This is a genomic window from Streptomyces sp. NPDC059828 (assembly GCF_042731955.1).
Classification (GTDB): domain Bacteria; phylum Actinomycetota; class Actinomycetes; order Streptomycetales; family Streptomycetaceae; genus Streptomyces.
The window spans coordinates 94,929-109,281 of the sequence record NZ_JBHWIW010000002.1; the positions used below are offsets into that span (position 1 = coordinate 94,929).

General features: G+C 71.1%; 15 protein-coding genes. 4 read left to right on the forward strand and 11 right to left on the reverse strand.

Annotation, left to right across the window (positions count from 1 at the left end; genetic code table 11):
* Positions 1-65: 65 nt before the first annotated feature.
* The 3 genes from ACFV6V_RS01430 to ACFV6V_RS01440 form a co-directional block, all read right to left on the reverse strand.
* The gene (locus ACFV6V_RS01430; RefSeq protein ID WP_385557365.1) at positions 66-539 is read right to left on the reverse strand and encodes a DoxX family protein; all 474 of its coding nucleotides are present in this window, start codon (positions 537-539) and stop codon (positions 66-68) included.
* Positions 540-685: 146 nt separating this feature from the next.
* Entirely contained in the window at positions 686-2,440 is a 1,755-nt protein-coding gene (locus ACFV6V_RS01435; protein ID WP_385557368.1) for an alkaline phosphatase D family protein, read from the reverse strand.
* Positions 2,441-2,591: 151 nt separating this feature from the next.
* Complete coding sequence (locus ACFV6V_RS01440; protein WP_385557371.1) at positions 2,592-3,245, reverse strand: DUF1524 domain-containing protein; 654 nt, start codon at positions 3,243-3,245, stop codon at positions 2,592-2,594.
* Positions 3,246-3,445: 200 nt separating this feature from the next.
* Here ACFV6V_RS01440 and ACFV6V_RS01445 point away from each other — a divergent pair, with 200 nt between their 5' ends.
* The gene (locus ACFV6V_RS01445; RefSeq protein ID WP_385557374.1) at positions 3,446-4,243 is read left to right on the forward strand and encodes an ABC transporter permease; all 798 of its coding nucleotides are present in this window, start codon (positions 3,446-3,448) and stop codon (positions 4,241-4,243) included.
* Positions 4,244-4,460: 217 nt separating this feature from the next.
* Positions 4,461-5,045 (forward strand): TMEM165/GDT1 family protein, encoded by a 585-nt coding sequence (locus tag ACFV6V_RS01450; RefSeq protein ID WP_385557377.1) that lies wholly within the window; start codon positions 4,461-4,463, stop codon positions 5,043-5,045.
* A gap of 100 nt (positions 5,046-5,145) precedes the next feature.
* Here the strand turns inward: ACFV6V_RS01450 and ACFV6V_RS01455 are convergent, their stop codons facing one another.
* Together ACFV6V_RS01455 and ACFV6V_RS01460 are read right to left on the reverse strand one after the other, a co-directional pair.
* A complete protein-coding gene (locus ACFV6V_RS01455) occupies positions 5,146-5,838 on the reverse strand; it encodes an HAD-IA family hydrolase (protein ID WP_385557379.1) in 693 nt (230 codons plus the stop codon).
* Between the two features lie 194 nt (positions 5,839-6,032).
* Positions 6,033-6,938 (reverse strand): peptidoglycan-binding protein, encoded by a 906-nt coding sequence (locus ACFV6V_RS01460; RefSeq protein WP_385557382.1) that lies wholly within the window; start codon positions 6,936-6,938, stop codon positions 6,033-6,035.
* A gap of 232 nt (positions 6,939-7,170) precedes the next feature.
* On the opposite strand from ACFV6V_RS01460, the gene ACFV6V_RS01465 reads away from it, so the two are divergent.
* Positions 7,171-9,270 carry an MFS transporter gene (locus ACFV6V_RS01465; protein ID WP_385557385.1) on the forward strand — a complete coding sequence of 700 codons (2,100 nt, stop codon included), beginning with the start codon at positions 7,171-7,173 and terminating at the stop codon, positions 9,268-9,270.
* A gap of 93 nt (positions 9,271-9,363) precedes the next feature.
* Here the strand turns inward: ACFV6V_RS01465 and ACFV6V_RS01470 are convergent, their stop codons facing one another.
* Positions 9,364-9,873: a GNAT family N-acetyltransferase gene (locus ACFV6V_RS01470; RefSeq protein ID WP_385557388.1), complete on the reverse strand. Its 510-nt coding sequence runs from the start codon at positions 9,871-9,873 to the stop codon at positions 9,364-9,366.
* A gap of 99 nt (positions 9,874-9,972) precedes the next feature.
* Here ACFV6V_RS01470 and ACFV6V_RS01475 point away from each other — a divergent pair, with 99 nt between their 5' ends.
* Entirely contained in the window at positions 9,973-10,326 is a 354-nt protein-coding gene (locus ACFV6V_RS01475) for a PRC-barrel domain-containing protein (protein ID WP_385557391.1), read from the forward strand.
* A gap of 73 nt (positions 10,327-10,399) precedes the next feature.
* On the opposite strand, the gene ACFV6V_RS01480 is transcribed toward ACFV6V_RS01475, so the two are convergent.
* From ACFV6V_RS01480 to ACFV6V_RS01500, 5 genes are all read right to left on the reverse strand, one after another.
* Positions 10,400-10,735, reverse strand: coding sequence for an antibiotic biosynthesis monooxygenase family protein (locus ACFV6V_RS01480; RefSeq protein ID WP_385557394.1), 336 nt, complete (start codon positions 10,733-10,735; stop codon positions 10,400-10,402).
* A 198-nt stretch (positions 10,736-10,933) separates the two neighbouring features.
* Positions 10,934-11,602, reverse strand: coding sequence for an O-methyltransferase (locus ACFV6V_RS01485; protein WP_385557397.1), 669 nt, complete (start codon positions 11,600-11,602; stop codon positions 10,934-10,936).
* Between the two features lie 204 nt (positions 11,603-11,806).
* The gene (locus ACFV6V_RS01490; RefSeq protein WP_385557400.1) at positions 11,807-12,661 is read right to left on the reverse strand and encodes a GNAT family N-acetyltransferase; all 855 of its coding nucleotides are present in this window, start codon (positions 12,659-12,661) and stop codon (positions 11,807-11,809) included.
* A 19-nt stretch (positions 12,662-12,680) separates the two neighbouring features.
* Positions 12,681-12,809: a hypothetical protein gene (locus ACFV6V_RS01495; RefSeq protein ID WP_385557403.1), complete on the reverse strand. Its 129-nt coding sequence runs from the start codon at positions 12,807-12,809 to the stop codon at positions 12,681-12,683.
* Between the two features lie 147 nt (positions 12,810-12,956).
* Positions 12,957-14,207 carry a cytochrome P450 gene (locus ACFV6V_RS01500; protein WP_385557406.1) on the reverse strand — a complete coding sequence of 417 codons (1,251 nt, stop codon included), beginning with the start codon at positions 14,205-14,207 and terminating at the stop codon, positions 12,957-12,959.
* Between the last annotated feature and the right edge of the window lie 146 nt (positions 14,208-14,353).

The window sequence follows — 14,353 nt, forward strand, 5'->3', positions numbered from 1 at the left end:
CGGAAACGGCGCCGGGCCCGGTGTCTGTGCACCGGGCCCGGACGCGCGTGTATGCCCTGACCCTGTCACGCCGTGACGGACTCCTTGGTTTCCGAACGCGTGACGGTCTCCGCGTCCGTGCCGCGTGAGCCGCCGAACAGCCCGTCGAGCGCCAGCGCGCCCGGGCCGGTGAAGACCAGCAGCAGGAACACCCAGCTGTACACCGCGGACAGCTCGCCGTTGTTCTGGATCGGGAACAGGGCCGCCGACTGGTGCACCGAGAAGTACGCGTACGCCATCGCGCCCGAGGCGAGGAACGCGGCGGCGCGGGTGCCCAGTCCGACCAGGATCAGGCTGCCGCAGACGAGTTCGATCAGGGCCGCGTACCAGCCGGGCCATGCGCCGGTCGGGGCGGTGCCGCCGGCGGCCTCCGCGCCGAGGACGCCGAAGAGCGAGCGGGCTCCGTGGCAGGTGAACAGCAGGCCGATGACGATACGGAACAGGCCGAGGACATACGGCTGGGCCTGATTCAGCCGCGAGGAAAGCGCTCTGGTGGCCATGGGGTGACTCCTTCGGTTTGGGGACGTGAAACCGATCGGCACACCAAGTTAGGCGGACCTAAGCAATGCTTGCAAGTTCAACATCAGGCCAGTTTGTGCTGCTCAAGCCGTATTCAGCCAGTGCTGTACTGCGCATCAGGGGAGGCTCAGGGGCCTTTCGAGAGATTCCTCTCGTCCATGGTCACGATGCGCGTATGGGCACGATCCGCGTGCCTGCGGTCCGCCCGTTTCCCGAACGCCTGCGCCTGTTCGAGCCGTAGATCGGCCGCGCGCCCCCGCAGCGCCAGAGTCATCAGCTGGTTGCCGAACCACGGGCCGCCCGTGCGCTCCCAGTCGATGACCGGCCGCCCGGTCCTGCCGTGCCGGGCCAGGGCGTGCCCGAGCCGCCGCCCGGCGCGGCTCCAGCCGAAGCGGAAACCCATCCGCACCGACGTGTGGATGGCGTTGTGCACCGGCGAACACGTCAGTTGCAGCACCCGGGCGTCCGGGCCGCCGTCCCGCCATACGGGCTCCGCCACATAGGCGTGATGGACGTCACCGGACAGTACGCACACGGTCGCCGGGGCGCCGGGGCCGCTGCCCACCTCCGCGATGAGCCGGGTCAGCTCGTCGAACGACGCGGGGAACGCCGCCCAGTGCTCCAGGTCCGCCCGTCTTCGCAGGTCCTCGGCGAATCGGGCCCAGCGCGGGCCCCGCTCGCCGCGGCACAGCGCCGCGTTCCAGCTCTCCGCGTCATGGATGGCAGGTGGCAGCAGCCAGGGCAGCGAGGTCCCGATGAGCAGATGGTCGTACGGGCCGGGTGTCCCGGCCTCCCCCGCTGCAGCATCTCCCTCGACGGCGTCCCCAGCGAGGGCCTTCCCGTCGAGGGCCTGTTCGCGCAGCCAGCGCGCCTCGTCGGCGTCGAGCATCGCCCGCTTGTCCTCGTCCAGGACGCGGGCCGCGCGGGTGTCGACCATCAGCAGCCGGGTCCGGCCGAAATCGCGCCGGTAGCTCCAGCGCACACCCGCCGGATCGCTGTCCGCGCGTGCCGCGAAAGCCCGCAGGGCGTCGGTCCCGTCGGGGGTCTCCCGGACGGCCGCGTACACCTCGTCGGTCTCCAGCTCGGCGGGGGAGAGATTGCCCAGGTGCTGGTACGCCCAGTACGACATCAGCCCGCTGACCACGCGCTCCCGCCACCACGCCGTGGCGCGCATCTCGGCGAGCCAGGCGGCGCTGGTGTTCCAGTCGTCGATCACATCGTGGTCGTCGAAGATCATCAGGCTGGGGACGGTGGACAGCAGCCAGCGGACCTCGGGGTCCAGCCAGGACTCGTCGTAGAGCCGGGTGTACTCCTCATAGTCCGCGACCTCCACGCCCGGCGGTTCGCTCAGATCGCGGCGGGCCGCCAGCCACTGCTGGGTCGCCTTGGACGTGGCGTCCGCGTACACCTGGTCGCCCAGGAGTATGAGCACGTCGGGGCGCTCGGCCGTGGGGTCGAAGGCCAGCCGCGCGGCGAGTGCGTCCAAGGCGTCCGGCCCGATCGGGTCGTGCTCACCGGCCGGGGGCGCCGCCCAGCGGCAGGAGCCGAACGTGACCCGGACGTCGTCCGCGCCCATGGCGGGCGTACGGATGGTGCTCGGTGGGAACTCCGTGAATTCGGAGTCCGCCAGAGGCCACACCCGGCGGCCGTCCAGGAACACCTCGTACGCCGTCGACGAGCCGGGAGTCAGCCCGGTCACCGGGATGAGCGCGTAGTGGTGGCCCTCGATCTGGAACGTACGGGCCGAGCCGCCGGCCCCGGCCGCCTCGCAGCGCACCTCGGCCGTGCAGGGCCGGTCGGCCTCGACCCAGACGGTCGCGCGGTCGGCCGTCTCCCAGTCGACATGCCGCAGTAGTGGTCCAAGGCGCAGCCCGGCTGCCATGCGTACCCTCCTCCGTCGCCGCCCCGTACGGTACGGAAGAACGTCGGGGGAGGGTAGCGCGGTTCCGTGCAGAGGCCCCTGGGTCAGGCGCCGCGGTCCTCGACTCACGGCCACCGTTTTCGCCTCACGGCCGCGGAGCTTGGTCGAAACCTCAGCAGTAGCTGAGGGCCGACGCCAGCGCGGACTTCTCGGCGGAGTCCACCGACAGCTTCCAGTAGTACTTCACATGCACCCACATCCGGACGTAGGTGCACTCGTACGACGACTGCGACGGCATCCATTCCGCCGGGTCCTGGTCGCCCTTCGCCTGGTTCACGTTGTCGGTGACGGCTATGAGCTGCGGGCGGGTGAGGTCGTTGGCGAAGGACTGCCGGGAGGAGGTGCTCCACGAGCTGGCGCCCGAACGCCACGCCTCGGAGAGCGGCACCACGTGGTCGATGTCCACGTCGGACGCCGCGGTCCAGGTGGCGCCGTCGTACGGGGAGTACCAGCTGCCGCTGGTCGCGGCGCAGCTCGAGTCCGTGACGACGTTGGAGCCGTCGCGCTTGAGGACGACCTCGCGGGTGTTACAGGAGCCCGACTGGGTGATCCAGTGCGGGAACTTGTCGCGGCTGTAACCGCTGGAGGAACCTTCCGCCTTGACCGTCAGCTGGGCCAGGTACGCACGGGCCGTGGCGGCGCTGACGGGGGTGGGCGGAGCGGCGCTGGCCGCGGGGGCGGTCAGCAGGGTGGTGGCGCAGGCGAGCGCGGCGGACGCGGCGAGGACGGTGGCACGTGACATGCGACGCGCGTAGACACCGGACATGCGAACTCCCGTGGAAGTGGGGGGTATTGAGGGTTTTCCGGACCCTGCCGCGGGGCAGGACCCGGGACATCGTGGCGCCCGCGGATTGCGGCAATGTGGGCGCCAGGTAACAGAGTGGCGACATGGACACGTCAGATCAAGGGGTCGGGTCGCCGGATTGACAGGCCGCCAGATCGCTTTGTCCCACTTAGGGTTGACACGTGCTGCTGTCGGTCAACGTCACCTTCGGAGTCGTACTCGCCGGGCTCCTGGCCACCGCCGCCACCGTCGCGGCGCTCGCCCACCTCGGCCCGCACCGCTCCCGCGAGATCGCCATCGCCGGGCTGCGGGCCGCGGTGCAGCTCGCCGCGGTCTCGTTCCTCATCGGCTGGGTGGTGCGGGCCGTCCCCCTGCTGCTCGCCTTCCTGCTGCTGATGTACGCCGTCGCCGTGCGCACCGCGGGGCGCCGCATCACCCCGAACGGCACCTGGTGGCGCGCGGCACTGCCCATCGGTGCCGGGGTCGTGCCCGTCGTCGCGGTGCTGCTGCTCACCGGGCTCGTCCCGGTCAAGGGCATCACCCTCATCCCGGTCACCGGGATCCTCATCGGCGGGGCACTCACCGCGACCGTGCTCAGCGGGCGGCGGGCCCTCGACGAGCTGGCGCACCGCCATGGCGAGGTGGAAGCGGGGATGGCCGTCGGGCTGCCGGACCGCGACGCCCGGATGGAGGTGGCCCGGGAGGCCGCGTCCGACGCGCTGCTGCCGGGCCTCGACCAGACCAGGACCGTCGGTCTGGTCACGCTCCCGGGGGCCTTCGTCGGGATGCTGCTCGGCGGTGCCTCGCCGCTTCAGGCAGGGGCGGTGCAGCTGTTCGTCCTGGTGGGGCTGATGGCGGTGCAGGCGATCGCGGTGGCGCTGGTGCTCGAGCTGGTGGCGCGGGGGCTGCTGCACCGGGAACCGCGCGCTCCTCGGACGCCGGGTGCGTCGCGTACCCTGTCAGGAGCAGAAGGGGAGTAGCTCTTCGCCGGAACGTCGACATACTGCCGAGCTCGCCTCGGCCGGCGCCCGGAGGCGACCGCCGCCCAGCGCGGCCCGCCAGCGAGACCTTCGGCCAGCAGTGACCCGTGACCACTCAGGGGCCCTGCCGTGCCGAAGCGACCCCGGAAACGGAACGACCCGGACAGGGTCAGGTCCCCTCGGTGCGGCGGAGCCCCACCGACAGAGGACCGCATCTGTGCTCAACTTCACGATCCTGGCGATCACCTTCGGCGTCGTCTTCCTCGCCGAGCTCCCCGACAAGACCGCCCTGGCCGGGCTGATGCTCGGCACGCGCTACAAGGCGTCGTATGTCTTCGCGGGAGTCGCGGCGGCGTTCGCCGTGCACGTCGGGCTGGCGATCGCCGCGGGCAGCGTGCTGACGCTGCTGCCGCACCGGCTCGTGCAGGCGGTCGTCGGGGTCCTGTTCCTCGCGGGCGCGGCGATGCTGCTGCTGAATAAGGACGACAAGGACGACGAGCAGATCAAGGCCCCGGCGGACCAGTCCTTCTGGAAGGTCTCCGGGGCCGGATTCATGCTGATCCTGATCGCCGAGTTCGGTGATCTCACCCAGATCATGACCGCGAACCTGGCGGCTCGGTACGACAACCCGCTGTCGGTGGGCCTCGGCGCGGTGCTGGCGCTGTGGGCGGTGGCGGGGCTCGGCATCGTGGGCGGGCGGACCCTGATGAAGTACGTGCCGCTGCGGCTGGTCACCAAGGTGGCGGCGGGGCTGATGCTCGCGCTGGGGGGGTTCAGCCTGTACGAGGCCATCGCGGGGTGACCGCCGCGCGTGGGGGCGTACCCGCGGTCCCGGGCGTCCGTCCGTACGCGGCGTCCGCCCTCGACTCCGGGCCCCGCCCAGGGGGCCTCCGCGGGCGATTTCAGGCGAAAGTGAGCGTGAACGCGCCGTGGGGGCCCGCGGTGACCGCGACCCCGGTCAGGTCCGCCACGTGCACGTCGGGCGCGAACGCACCCGCGCGCGGGCCCACCCCGACCACCCGCATCCCCGCGGCGCGGCCCGCGGTGATGCCCGCCTCGGAGTCCTCGAAGACCACGCAGTCCTCCGGGGTGAAGCCGAGCTCTGCCGCACCCTTGAGGAACCCCTCCGGGTCCGGCTTGCTCGCGCCCACGCACTCCGCCGTGACCCGCACCGGCGGCATGGCCAGACCCGCCGCCCCCATCCGGGCCCGGGCGAGGGGCGCGTCCGCCGAGGTGACCAGCGCGTGCGGCAGGTCCGCGATGGCCTTCATGAAGCCCGGGGCGCCCGCGATCGGGACGACCCCGTCCATGTCGGCGGTCTCCAGCGCGAGCAGCTCGCGGTTCTCGGCGTGGTTCTCGGACATGGGGCGGTGCGGCAGCAGGAGGGCCATCGTGGCGTAGCCCTGGCGGCCGTGGACGACCTTGAGCGCTTCTGCGGGGTCCAGTCCGTGCCTGAGGGCCCAGTCGCGCCAGACGCGCTCCACGACGGTGTCCGAATTGACGAGGGTGCCGTCCATGTCGAGCAGCAGGGCTCGGGCGCTCAGGGCGGCCGGTGCGGACGGGGTGTGGCTGAACGGGGTGTGGGTGGCCGACATCGGCGTACTCCAGCTCCGGGCGCGTAGGGAACGCGAGGGAAACAGAGCGGTCCCCGCCCGCCGGTCAGGGAGTACGGACGGGAACCACTTTGTTCTTTCACGATACAAAAGATGCGGCCAAACGCCAACCCCGCCCCCCTGAGCCAGGGAGACGGGGTTGGCGTGTGAGGTGACGAGGCGCCTCTGAGGCCGGTCTAGTGGCCGCGCCCCCCGCCATTGCCGCCGCTCCAGTCGTCGTCCCAGCCGTTGTCGTACGGATACTGCGTCTCCGCCTCCAGGGCCGCACGGGTCGTCGGCCCGTATACGCCCTGGGCGTCGGCCGTGATGCCCCGCATCGCCTGGAAGTACGCCACGCCCCACTCCACGTGATTGCCGAAGCGGCCGTCCGAAGGGCCGTCGTAGAGGCCGAACTGAGCGAGGCGCTCCTGGAGCTCGACGACCTCGGAGCCGCTGTCGCCCCGCTGGAGGGTGACCGGCGTGGCAGGGGAGGCGGGGCCCCGCGACACCAGGGGGGCGGCGGAGGCCGTGACGGACGGGGATGCGGAGGAGGTGGAGCCCGGGGCCGCGGACGCGGAGGGCGACGGGGCGGTCGACTCCGAGGCCGAAGGAGAGGCCGAAAGCGCCGAGAGCGAGGCGGACGGGGAGCTGCCAGGCTTCTCCGAAGCCGACGGTGTGCCGGACGAGGGGGCCTTGGGGGCGGCGCTCAGGAAGGGCGCCATGCTCTCGATGTCGGGGAGCGCCTGGTCCTGCTCGCTCTGGCCGCCGGAGAACAGCCCGCCGGCGAACGCCGCCCCGGTGCCCAGAGCGACCACGGCGGCGGCTGCCGCGATGAGCACCCCGGGGCCGCGACGGCGAATGGGCTCCTCGTGCCGCGCGGCGAAACCGACCGTGCCCGCCCCCGGGATCTCGTACTCGTGCGTGAGCCGCGGTATCTCCTGCGTGTCGAAGTCGCGGAAGCCGCCGAAACTGCTCGAAGGCGGGTTGTCCGGGCCCGCCCCGCGCGGCGCCGGAAGCGTCACATACGGCCGGATGCGCAGCGGATCGAAGTCCTCCGCCGCGGCGATCTCCGCCGTGCGCTCCGCCGCCCGCTCGGCGCGCACCGTACAGCCGCATCTCCGTGACGGCGATGCGTCGCCGCATTCAGGACAGACGCGTCCCGTCATCGTGGGTCCCCTCCCCTTGAGCTGCCAGCGATTATGCAGCCCGTGTCCAGCCCTCGCGCCCATGGGCGCAGCCTCGGCAGGCCATAACGGGACGGAACCGCCACGATGGGACGTGCGGAAAGCAGAGGGGAGGGCGAGCGACCAGGCGGACCGGACCTGAGGAGGCCCTATGGCGCGGGATCTGACCAGCCCGGCCGTGAATCCCGGCCCGACACCCGGCGCCGGCGCGGAACGCAGCCACCGGAGCGTGCTCGTCTCGATCGGGGCGCTGCTGCTCGGCCTGCTGCTCGCGTCCCTGGACCAGACCATCGTCTCCACCGCGCTGCCGACGATCGTCAGCGATCTCGGCGGGCTGGAGCATCTGTCCTGGGTCGTCACGGCGTATCTGCTGGCCGCCACCGCCGCCACCCCTCTGTGGGGCAAGCTCGGTGATCAGTACGGCCGCAAGAGGCTGTTCCAGATCGCGATCGTCATCTTCCTCATCGGTTCCGCGCTGTGCGGAATCGCCCAGGACATGACCCAGCTCATCGCCTTCCGCGCCCTCCAGGGCCTCGGCGGCGGCGGACTCATCGTGCTGTCGATGGCGATCGTCGGCGACATCGTCTCTCCGCGCGAACGCGGGCGCTACCAGGGACTGTTCGGAGCGGTCTTCGGCGCGACGAGCGTGCTCGGGCCGCTGCTCGGCGGGCTGTTCACCCAGCACCTGAGCTGGCGCTGGGTCTTCTACATCAACCTGCCCGTCGGCATCGTCGCCCTCTTCGTCATCGCGGTCGCGCTGCGCATCCCGGCCCGCCGCACCCACCACACCATCGACTACCTGGGCACCTTCCTGATCGCCGCCGTCGCCACCTGCCTCGTGCTCGTCGCCTCACTCGGCGGCACCACCTGGGCCTGGAACTCGGTGCAGATCATCGGGCTCGCGGTGCTGGGTGTCGTGCTCCTCCTGCTCTTCATCCACGTCGAACGGGACGCGGCCGAACCCGTACTGCCGCTGAAGCTGTTCCGGATCCGCACCTTCACCCTGGTCTCGGTGATCAGCTTCGTCGTGGGCTTCGCCATGTTCGGCGCGATGACCTTCCTGCCGACCTTCCTCCAGGTCGTCCAGGGCGTCACCCCCACCATGTCCGGGGTGCACATGCTCCCGATGGTCGCCGGGCTGCTGCTCACCTCCACGGCATCCGGTCAGATCGTCAGCCGTACGGGGCGCTGGAAGGTGTTCCCGGTACTCGGCACCGCGGTGACCGCGCTCGGACTGCTCCTGCTGCACCAGCTCCAGGTGGACACACCGGTCTGGCAGTCGGGCATCTTCTTCTTCGTGTTCGGCTGCGGGCTCGGCATGGTCATCCAGGTGCTGGTGCTGGCCGTGCAGAACGCCGTCACCTACCAGGACCTCGGCGTCGCCACATCCGGTGCGACCTTCTTCCGGTCCATCGGCGCGTCGTTCGGTGTGGCCGTGTTCGGCACGATCTTCAACAACCTGCTCAACGAGCGGCTCGCCAACGCGTTCGTCGCCCACCCGCTGCCGCCCGGCACCGGACCCACCCCCGACCAGCTCGCCGCCGATCCGCGCACCATCGCGGAACTCCCGGCTGCGTTGCGGCCACAGGCGCTGCACGCGTTCTCGACCGCCATCACGGACGTGTTCCTGTACGCGGCCCCGATCGTCCTGATCGCCTTCGTGTTCGCCTGCTGTCTGAAGGAGGACAAGCTGCGCGGCTCGGTCACCGCACCGGAGGGCACCGAGACCCTGGCCTCCAACCCCGTCGAGCGTTCCTCGTACGACGAGTGCGCCCGAGCGCTGTCAGTGCTCGGATCCCGGGAGGGACGCCGGGCGATCTACGTGAAGATCACCCGGGTCGCCGGACTCGACCTGTCCCCGGCGGCGAGCTGGCTGCTGCTGCGGATCAGGCGGCACGGTGTGGTCGAACCGTCCAGGCTCGCCGATGTCACCGCCGTGCCGATCAAGGCGATCACCGAGGCCTCGAGGCAGGTGGAGGAGCGGGGGCTGGCCCGGCGCGAGGGGATGTCGCTGATGCTGACGGAGAAGGGCGTCGAGGCGACGGCCAAGCTGTCGGCGGCCAGGGAGGAGTCCCTGGCCCGGCTGCTCGGCGACTGGTGGGGCCCGGACCGGCCCACGGATCTGGCGCTGCTGCTGAAGGAGCTCACCGCCGAACTCTGCGGTTCGGACGGCGAGCGCCCGTACGGCGGCGAGCCGCACCGCGACCACGAGGCCTGGCACTACGACCGCCCGCCACGTCCGCCGCACTGAGACGAAGCCGTGCCGCCGTGCCGGGCGGTGGGGCAGGCATGCCGTGCGGTTGTGCCTCCCTGCCGGGCAGTCGGTTGTCCGGGGGCAACCGTGTCACAGCTCCTTGCCGTACCAGACCTCCATGTACGGCCCCTGGCAGTACGCCGGTATCTCCGCGTACCCGTGACGCGCGTACAGCGCCCGCGCCTCGACCAGATCCAGCCGGGTGTTGAGCACCATGCGCCTCGCTCCCAGCCGCCGGGCCGCGTCCTCCAGGGCGCCCAGCAGAAAGCCACCGCCGCCCGTACCGCGCAGTCCCGGCCGGATGTACACCCGCGTCAGCTCGGCGGTGTCCGCGTCGAGCAGCAGCAGCACGCCGCCGCACGCACCCGCCTCGTCCGCCGGCGAGATCTGCCCGGCCTCTTCGCCGTACCGCCCCAGGACGAACGCTCCCGTGGGGGCCGTCAGCCGCTCCACACCGTCCCCGGCCAGCCCCTCGTCGACCTCCGCCGCCGTCGCCGGACGCCCCCAGTAGCGGCTCGCGACCTCGTCGTAGTAGTCGCGGCGCAGGGCGGTGGCATCGGCGGTGTCAAAGCGTTCGGGGCGTATGGACCAGGTCGTCATGCGCTCTGTGTAATCCGGCCCGCGCTGCATGGCGAGCGAATATCGGGTACACCACGGGTAGACGTGGAGAAGGGGCATCCCACCGCCCGGAGGCACGCTATGGAACACCACATCTGGGCCCACTCGGCCGAATCCGGCCATCGCCCGGGGACGAGTCTCGTCGGGTTCGCCGTCGAGGCCGCCTTCTCCGGCGAAGGCGAGATCGGCACGATCGGCGAGCACTCGGAGGACGTGGGGAGGTCGTACATCGTGGTCGACACGGGGCACTGGATCTTCACCAAGCACGCCCTGCTGCCGGCCGGGGTCATCACGCGCGTCGATGCCGACGAGCGGATCGTGTACGTCGACTGCACGAAGCAGCAGATCAAGGAGGCGCCCCCGTACGGGCCTCCCGGGGAGGATCCGTTCGCCATGGAGCAGTTCTCCCGCCACTACGGCACACCGCATTCGTGAGCGAACGGCTTCCGGGCCGCCCCCGCGCTGCGGAAGCGGCCCGGAAGCCGCCCGGGATCCGGGCTTTCGCGGGTCAGTCCTTCTTGGGAGCGGCCTGCTGGACCACCTCGAAGGACCAGACCTCGGATCCGCTCGCGGCCGGGCGGGGGCGTTCGCCGCCCTCGCCGCCGCCACCGCCCTGGTGGGCGGCCTTCATCGGGCCCTCCATCCAGGCCTGGAAGGACGCCTCGTCACGCCAGCGCGTGTAGACGAGGTACTGGTCGGTGCCCTCCACCGGGCGGAGCAGCTCGAACCACTCGAAGCCGTCGGAGGACTCCACCATGCCCGCGCGGGCCCCGAAACGCTTCTCCAGGGTCTCGCGCTGCTCGGCCGGGACGGTGAGGACGTTGATCTTTACCACGCTGGGCACATGACACCTCTCGGAAATCACCGGCCGGGCACCGCGCCTGGCCTTGATCACATGCGTGCAGTCTCCTACATCCGTCACATCCGCCGGTCGCAGCGGCGTGCGGACGATTCGCAGGGCGCCACGAACACGGTGCTGACGCCGGCGCTTCACTCGTGAGTCCGCCGGTGCCACTGGACGGCACCGGCGGTCGGCGGACGGTCAGTCCAGCACCCGGGCGAGGAGGAAGCCGTCGTAGCCCCGGGCTCCCACCGTCTGCACCGCCGTGGCGCTGAGCCTCGGGTGCTCGCCGACCAGCTCGACCATGCGGCGGGTGGCGCGTACGGCCTCGTCCTCGCTCGACCCGTCGGCCACCTCGCCCCCGCGGACCACGTTGTCCACGACGATCAGGCTGCCCGGACGGCCCAGCTTCACCGCCCACTCCACGTAGTTGGGGTTGTTCACCTTGTCCGCGTCGATGAAGAAGAAGTCGAACGGACCGGCGCCCTCACCCTCCAGCCGCGCGAGGGAGTCGAGTGCCGCGCCGGTGCGCACCTCGACGATCTTGTCGAGGCCCGCACGTGAGATGTTGGCCCGGGCCACGTCGGCGTTGCCGGGGTTGTACTCCAGCGAGACCAACCGTCCGTCGGCGGGCAGCGCGCGGCCGAGCCAGATGGTGCTGTAGCCGCCGAGGGTGCCGATCTCCAGGATCTTCCGCGCGCCCTGGGCGGCGGCGAGCAGATGCAGCAGCTTGCCCTGGTTCGCGGCGACCGCGATGTCGGGCAGGCCGGCTACCCTGCTCGCGTCGACCGCCGCCGACAGTGCCTCGTCGTTCGGCGAGAGGTGCTCGGTGAAGTAGGCGTCCACGGCGTTCCATTGGCTGTCAGTCATACGGGAAACCTACCGCGACGGGCGGCGACTGGATCACGGCCCGAGGGGGCGCCGGGACCGGCTGTCCCGGCGCCCCCTCGGGTGGATCGCCGCGTCCAGTCAGGATCCGCCCCCGGTCCCGGCTCCGCCAGTCGATCAATCGGCTGCGTGTGCGCGTACGGGAGCGGAGAGTGACGGTACCCACGTGGCGCGGGTCGCAGGCGGCTACGCGGGCGGCTCCGCGATCAGCGCCGTGCCGATGTGCCGGAAGCCCACCCGGGCGTAGATCCGGGCCACGTCCTCGTCCCCGGCGGACAGGAACACCGTGCTGACGCCCCGTGCCCGTGCGTCCTCCACCAGGGCCGCCGTGACCGCGATGCCCAGGCCGCGTCGGCGGGCGCTCGGCAGTGTGCCCACGCCGACGACCTCGGTGACCTCACCCACGGGCTGGTGCATGCCCGAGCACAGCGCGACGCTCTCCGACTCCGCCGCCGCGACGACGGTCAGCCCCGCCCGCATCCGGGCGGTCACCCGCGCCACCGTGCCATCGTCCGCCGCGGTCCGCGCCGCCCGGGCGAGCTCGTCGGCGCCGGCGGTACCGATGCCCGTGCCCGGTTCCGCGAAGGCGAGACGGGGCACGGCCAGAGCGCTCGGCAGTACCGGATCCTCCGGGCCGAGGATCCGCACGCGGGCACCGTCAGGGGCCGGGGCGGACACGATGTCGCCCGCGAGGGCCATCAACGGGTGCTCATGGACGACGAGCCCCGCCGCCTCGACGGCGGCCCGCAGCCCAGGCGCGGTCTCGGCCACCCACTCGAAGCTCTCCGGCACCCCCAGCTCCCGCTGCCGCGCACGCACCCGCTCCACGTCGTCCGCGCTCGGCACGGCGCCGCTCCCCAGGGTCGGGCGGGCGTAGAACGGCCAGCCCTGCCCCTCCTGGACGAAGAGGGTCAGCGCACGGAAGTCCTCGGCGCGGGCAGAGGTTCGCGGCACCGCGTCGTAGTAGCCCTCGATCCGGTCCAGCAGCCGCTGTGGGGGTGGGGCGTCGTCGTCATGATCATGAGAAGTCACGACGGGCATGGAACCACCGCCGGCCGCCTCAAGCCACCGGATTTCCGCCGGTGTTGCCCTTCACTTTGGCGACACGGCCGGCGGCGTCGAACAGCACGTCGACCGTGCCGCCGTCGGCGACGGAGCCCGACAGGCTGAACCACCTCGGGGAGGGCACCCCTTGACGCCCCCTGACATGCCGTAAGTCCTCGGTGCGAGAGCCGTCTTGCCGCCCGTGCGCGCCGAGGGACTCGTACATACGCGCGTGGGACCGTCTCGTGTCCGTACGCGTCGTGCCGGGCGGACGGTCGGCGTGCCCGGGGGCTCAGGAGTCGCCCACGCTGACCTGGAGTTCCTTGATGCCGTTCAGCCAGGCCGCGCGCAGTCGGCGCGGGTCGCCGGCGAGACGGAGGCCGGGCAGGGTGTCGGCGACGGCGTTGAAGATGAGGTCGATCTCGTGGATGGCGAGGGACTTGCCCAGGCAGAAGTGCGGGCCGCCGCCGCCGAATCCGAGGTGGGGGTTCGGGTCGCGGGTGATGTCGAAGGACTCGGGGTGGTCGAAGACCTCAGGGTCGTTGTTGGCCGACGAGTAGAAGAGCCCCACCCGGTCACCCTGCTTGATCTTCTGGCCACCGAGTTCGGTGTCCTGTGTCGCCGTGCGCTGGAAGGAGACCACCGGCGTGGCCCAGCGGACGATCTCCTCGGCGGCGGTCACCGGGCGTTCGCGCTTGTAGAGCTCCCACTGCTCGGGGTGGGTGAGGAACGCGTGCATGCCGTGGCTGATGGCGTTGCGGGTGGTCTCGTTGCCCGCGACGGCGAGCAGCAGCACGAAGAAGCCGAACTCGTCGGACGACAGGTTGCCCTGGCCCTCCGCCGCGACGAGCTGGGTCACGATGTCCTTGGCCGGGCACTGCTTGCGGTCGGCGGCCATGTTCATCGAGTAGCCGATCAGCTCCATCGCCGCCTCGGCGCCGATCTCCTCGGTGATGGCGTACTCGGGGTCGTCGTACGCCACCATCTTGTTGGACCAGTCGAAGATCCGGGCCCTGTCCTCCTGGGGCACACCGATGAGTTCGGCGATGGCCTGGAGGGGGAGTTCGACCGCGATGCTGGTGACGAAGTCGAAGCGGCCGTCGGCTCCTGCGCCCCGCTTCGCCTCGTCGACGATCTTCTGTGCCCGCTCACGCAGTGCCGTCTCGAGACCGCGCATCGCACGCGGGGTGAATCCGCGCTGGACGATCTGGCGGACCCGGGTGTGCTCGGGCGGGTCCATGTTCAGCATGATCAGCCGCTGGGCCTCTATCTGGTCGCGGTTGATGTGCTCGTTGAAGCGGATGATGGCGGTGTTCTCGGTCGAGGAGAACAACTCCGGGTGCGTGGAGACGTACTTGACGTCCGTGTGCCGTGTGACGGCCCAGTAGCCCTCGTCGTCGAAGCCGGTTATGCCGCGAGGCTGCGGGCACCACCAGACCGGGGCGGTCTGCCGCAGTGCGGCGAACTCCGGGAAGGGGATGCGATTCTGGAGGAGGTCGGGGTCGGTGGCGTCGAACCCTTCGGGCAGCGCTGGACAGGACATGGGGCGGCTCCATGGTCTGACGAACGGTCTGGCGAGTGTCTGACGAACGGTCCGACAGCATCTGACGAACCATCAGAATTGTCCGCAAGGTAGTAACGGGCTCTACAACTGGCAAGGCATACGGCGGGAGCTGTTGCGCTCGGGGA

Coding starts and splice junctions, on each gene's coding strand:
- ACFV6V_RS01430 (WP_385557365.1), bottom strand. CDS start 539: ATGGCCACCAGAGCGCTTTCCTCGCGGCTGAATCAGGCCCAGCCGTAT.
- ACFV6V_RS01435 (WP_385557368.1), bottom strand. CDS start 2,440: ATGGCAGCCGGGCTGCGCCTTGGACCACTACTGCGGCATGTCGACTGG.
- ACFV6V_RS01440 (WP_385557371.1), bottom strand. CDS start 3,245: ATGTCCGGTGTCTACGCGCGTCGCATGTCACGTGCCACCGTCCTCGCC.
- ACFV6V_RS01455 (WP_385557379.1), bottom strand. CDS start 5,838: ATGTCGGCCACCCACACCCCGTTCAGCCACACCCCGTCCGCACCGGCC.
- ACFV6V_RS01465 (WP_385557385.1), top strand. CDS start 7,171: ATGGCGCGGGATCTGACCAGCCCGGCCGTGAATCCCGGCCCGACACCC.
- ACFV6V_RS01470 (WP_385557388.1), bottom strand. CDS start 9,873: ATGACGACCTGGTCCATACGCCCCGAACGCTTTGACACCGCCGATGCC.
- ACFV6V_RS01475 (WP_385557391.1), top strand. CDS start 9,973: ATGGAACACCACATCTGGGCCCACTCGGCCGAATCCGGCCATCGCCCG.
- ACFV6V_RS01485 (WP_385557397.1), bottom strand. CDS start 11,602: ATGACTGACAGCCAATGGAACGCCGTGGACGCCTACTTCACCGAGCAC.
- ACFV6V_RS01490 (WP_385557400.1), bottom strand. CDS start 12,661: ATGCCCGTCGTGACTTCTCATGATCATGACGACGACGCCCCACCCCCA.
- ACFV6V_RS01500 (WP_385557406.1), bottom strand. CDS start 14,207: ATGTCCTGTCCAGCGCTGCCCGAAGGGTTCGACGCCACCGACCCCGAC.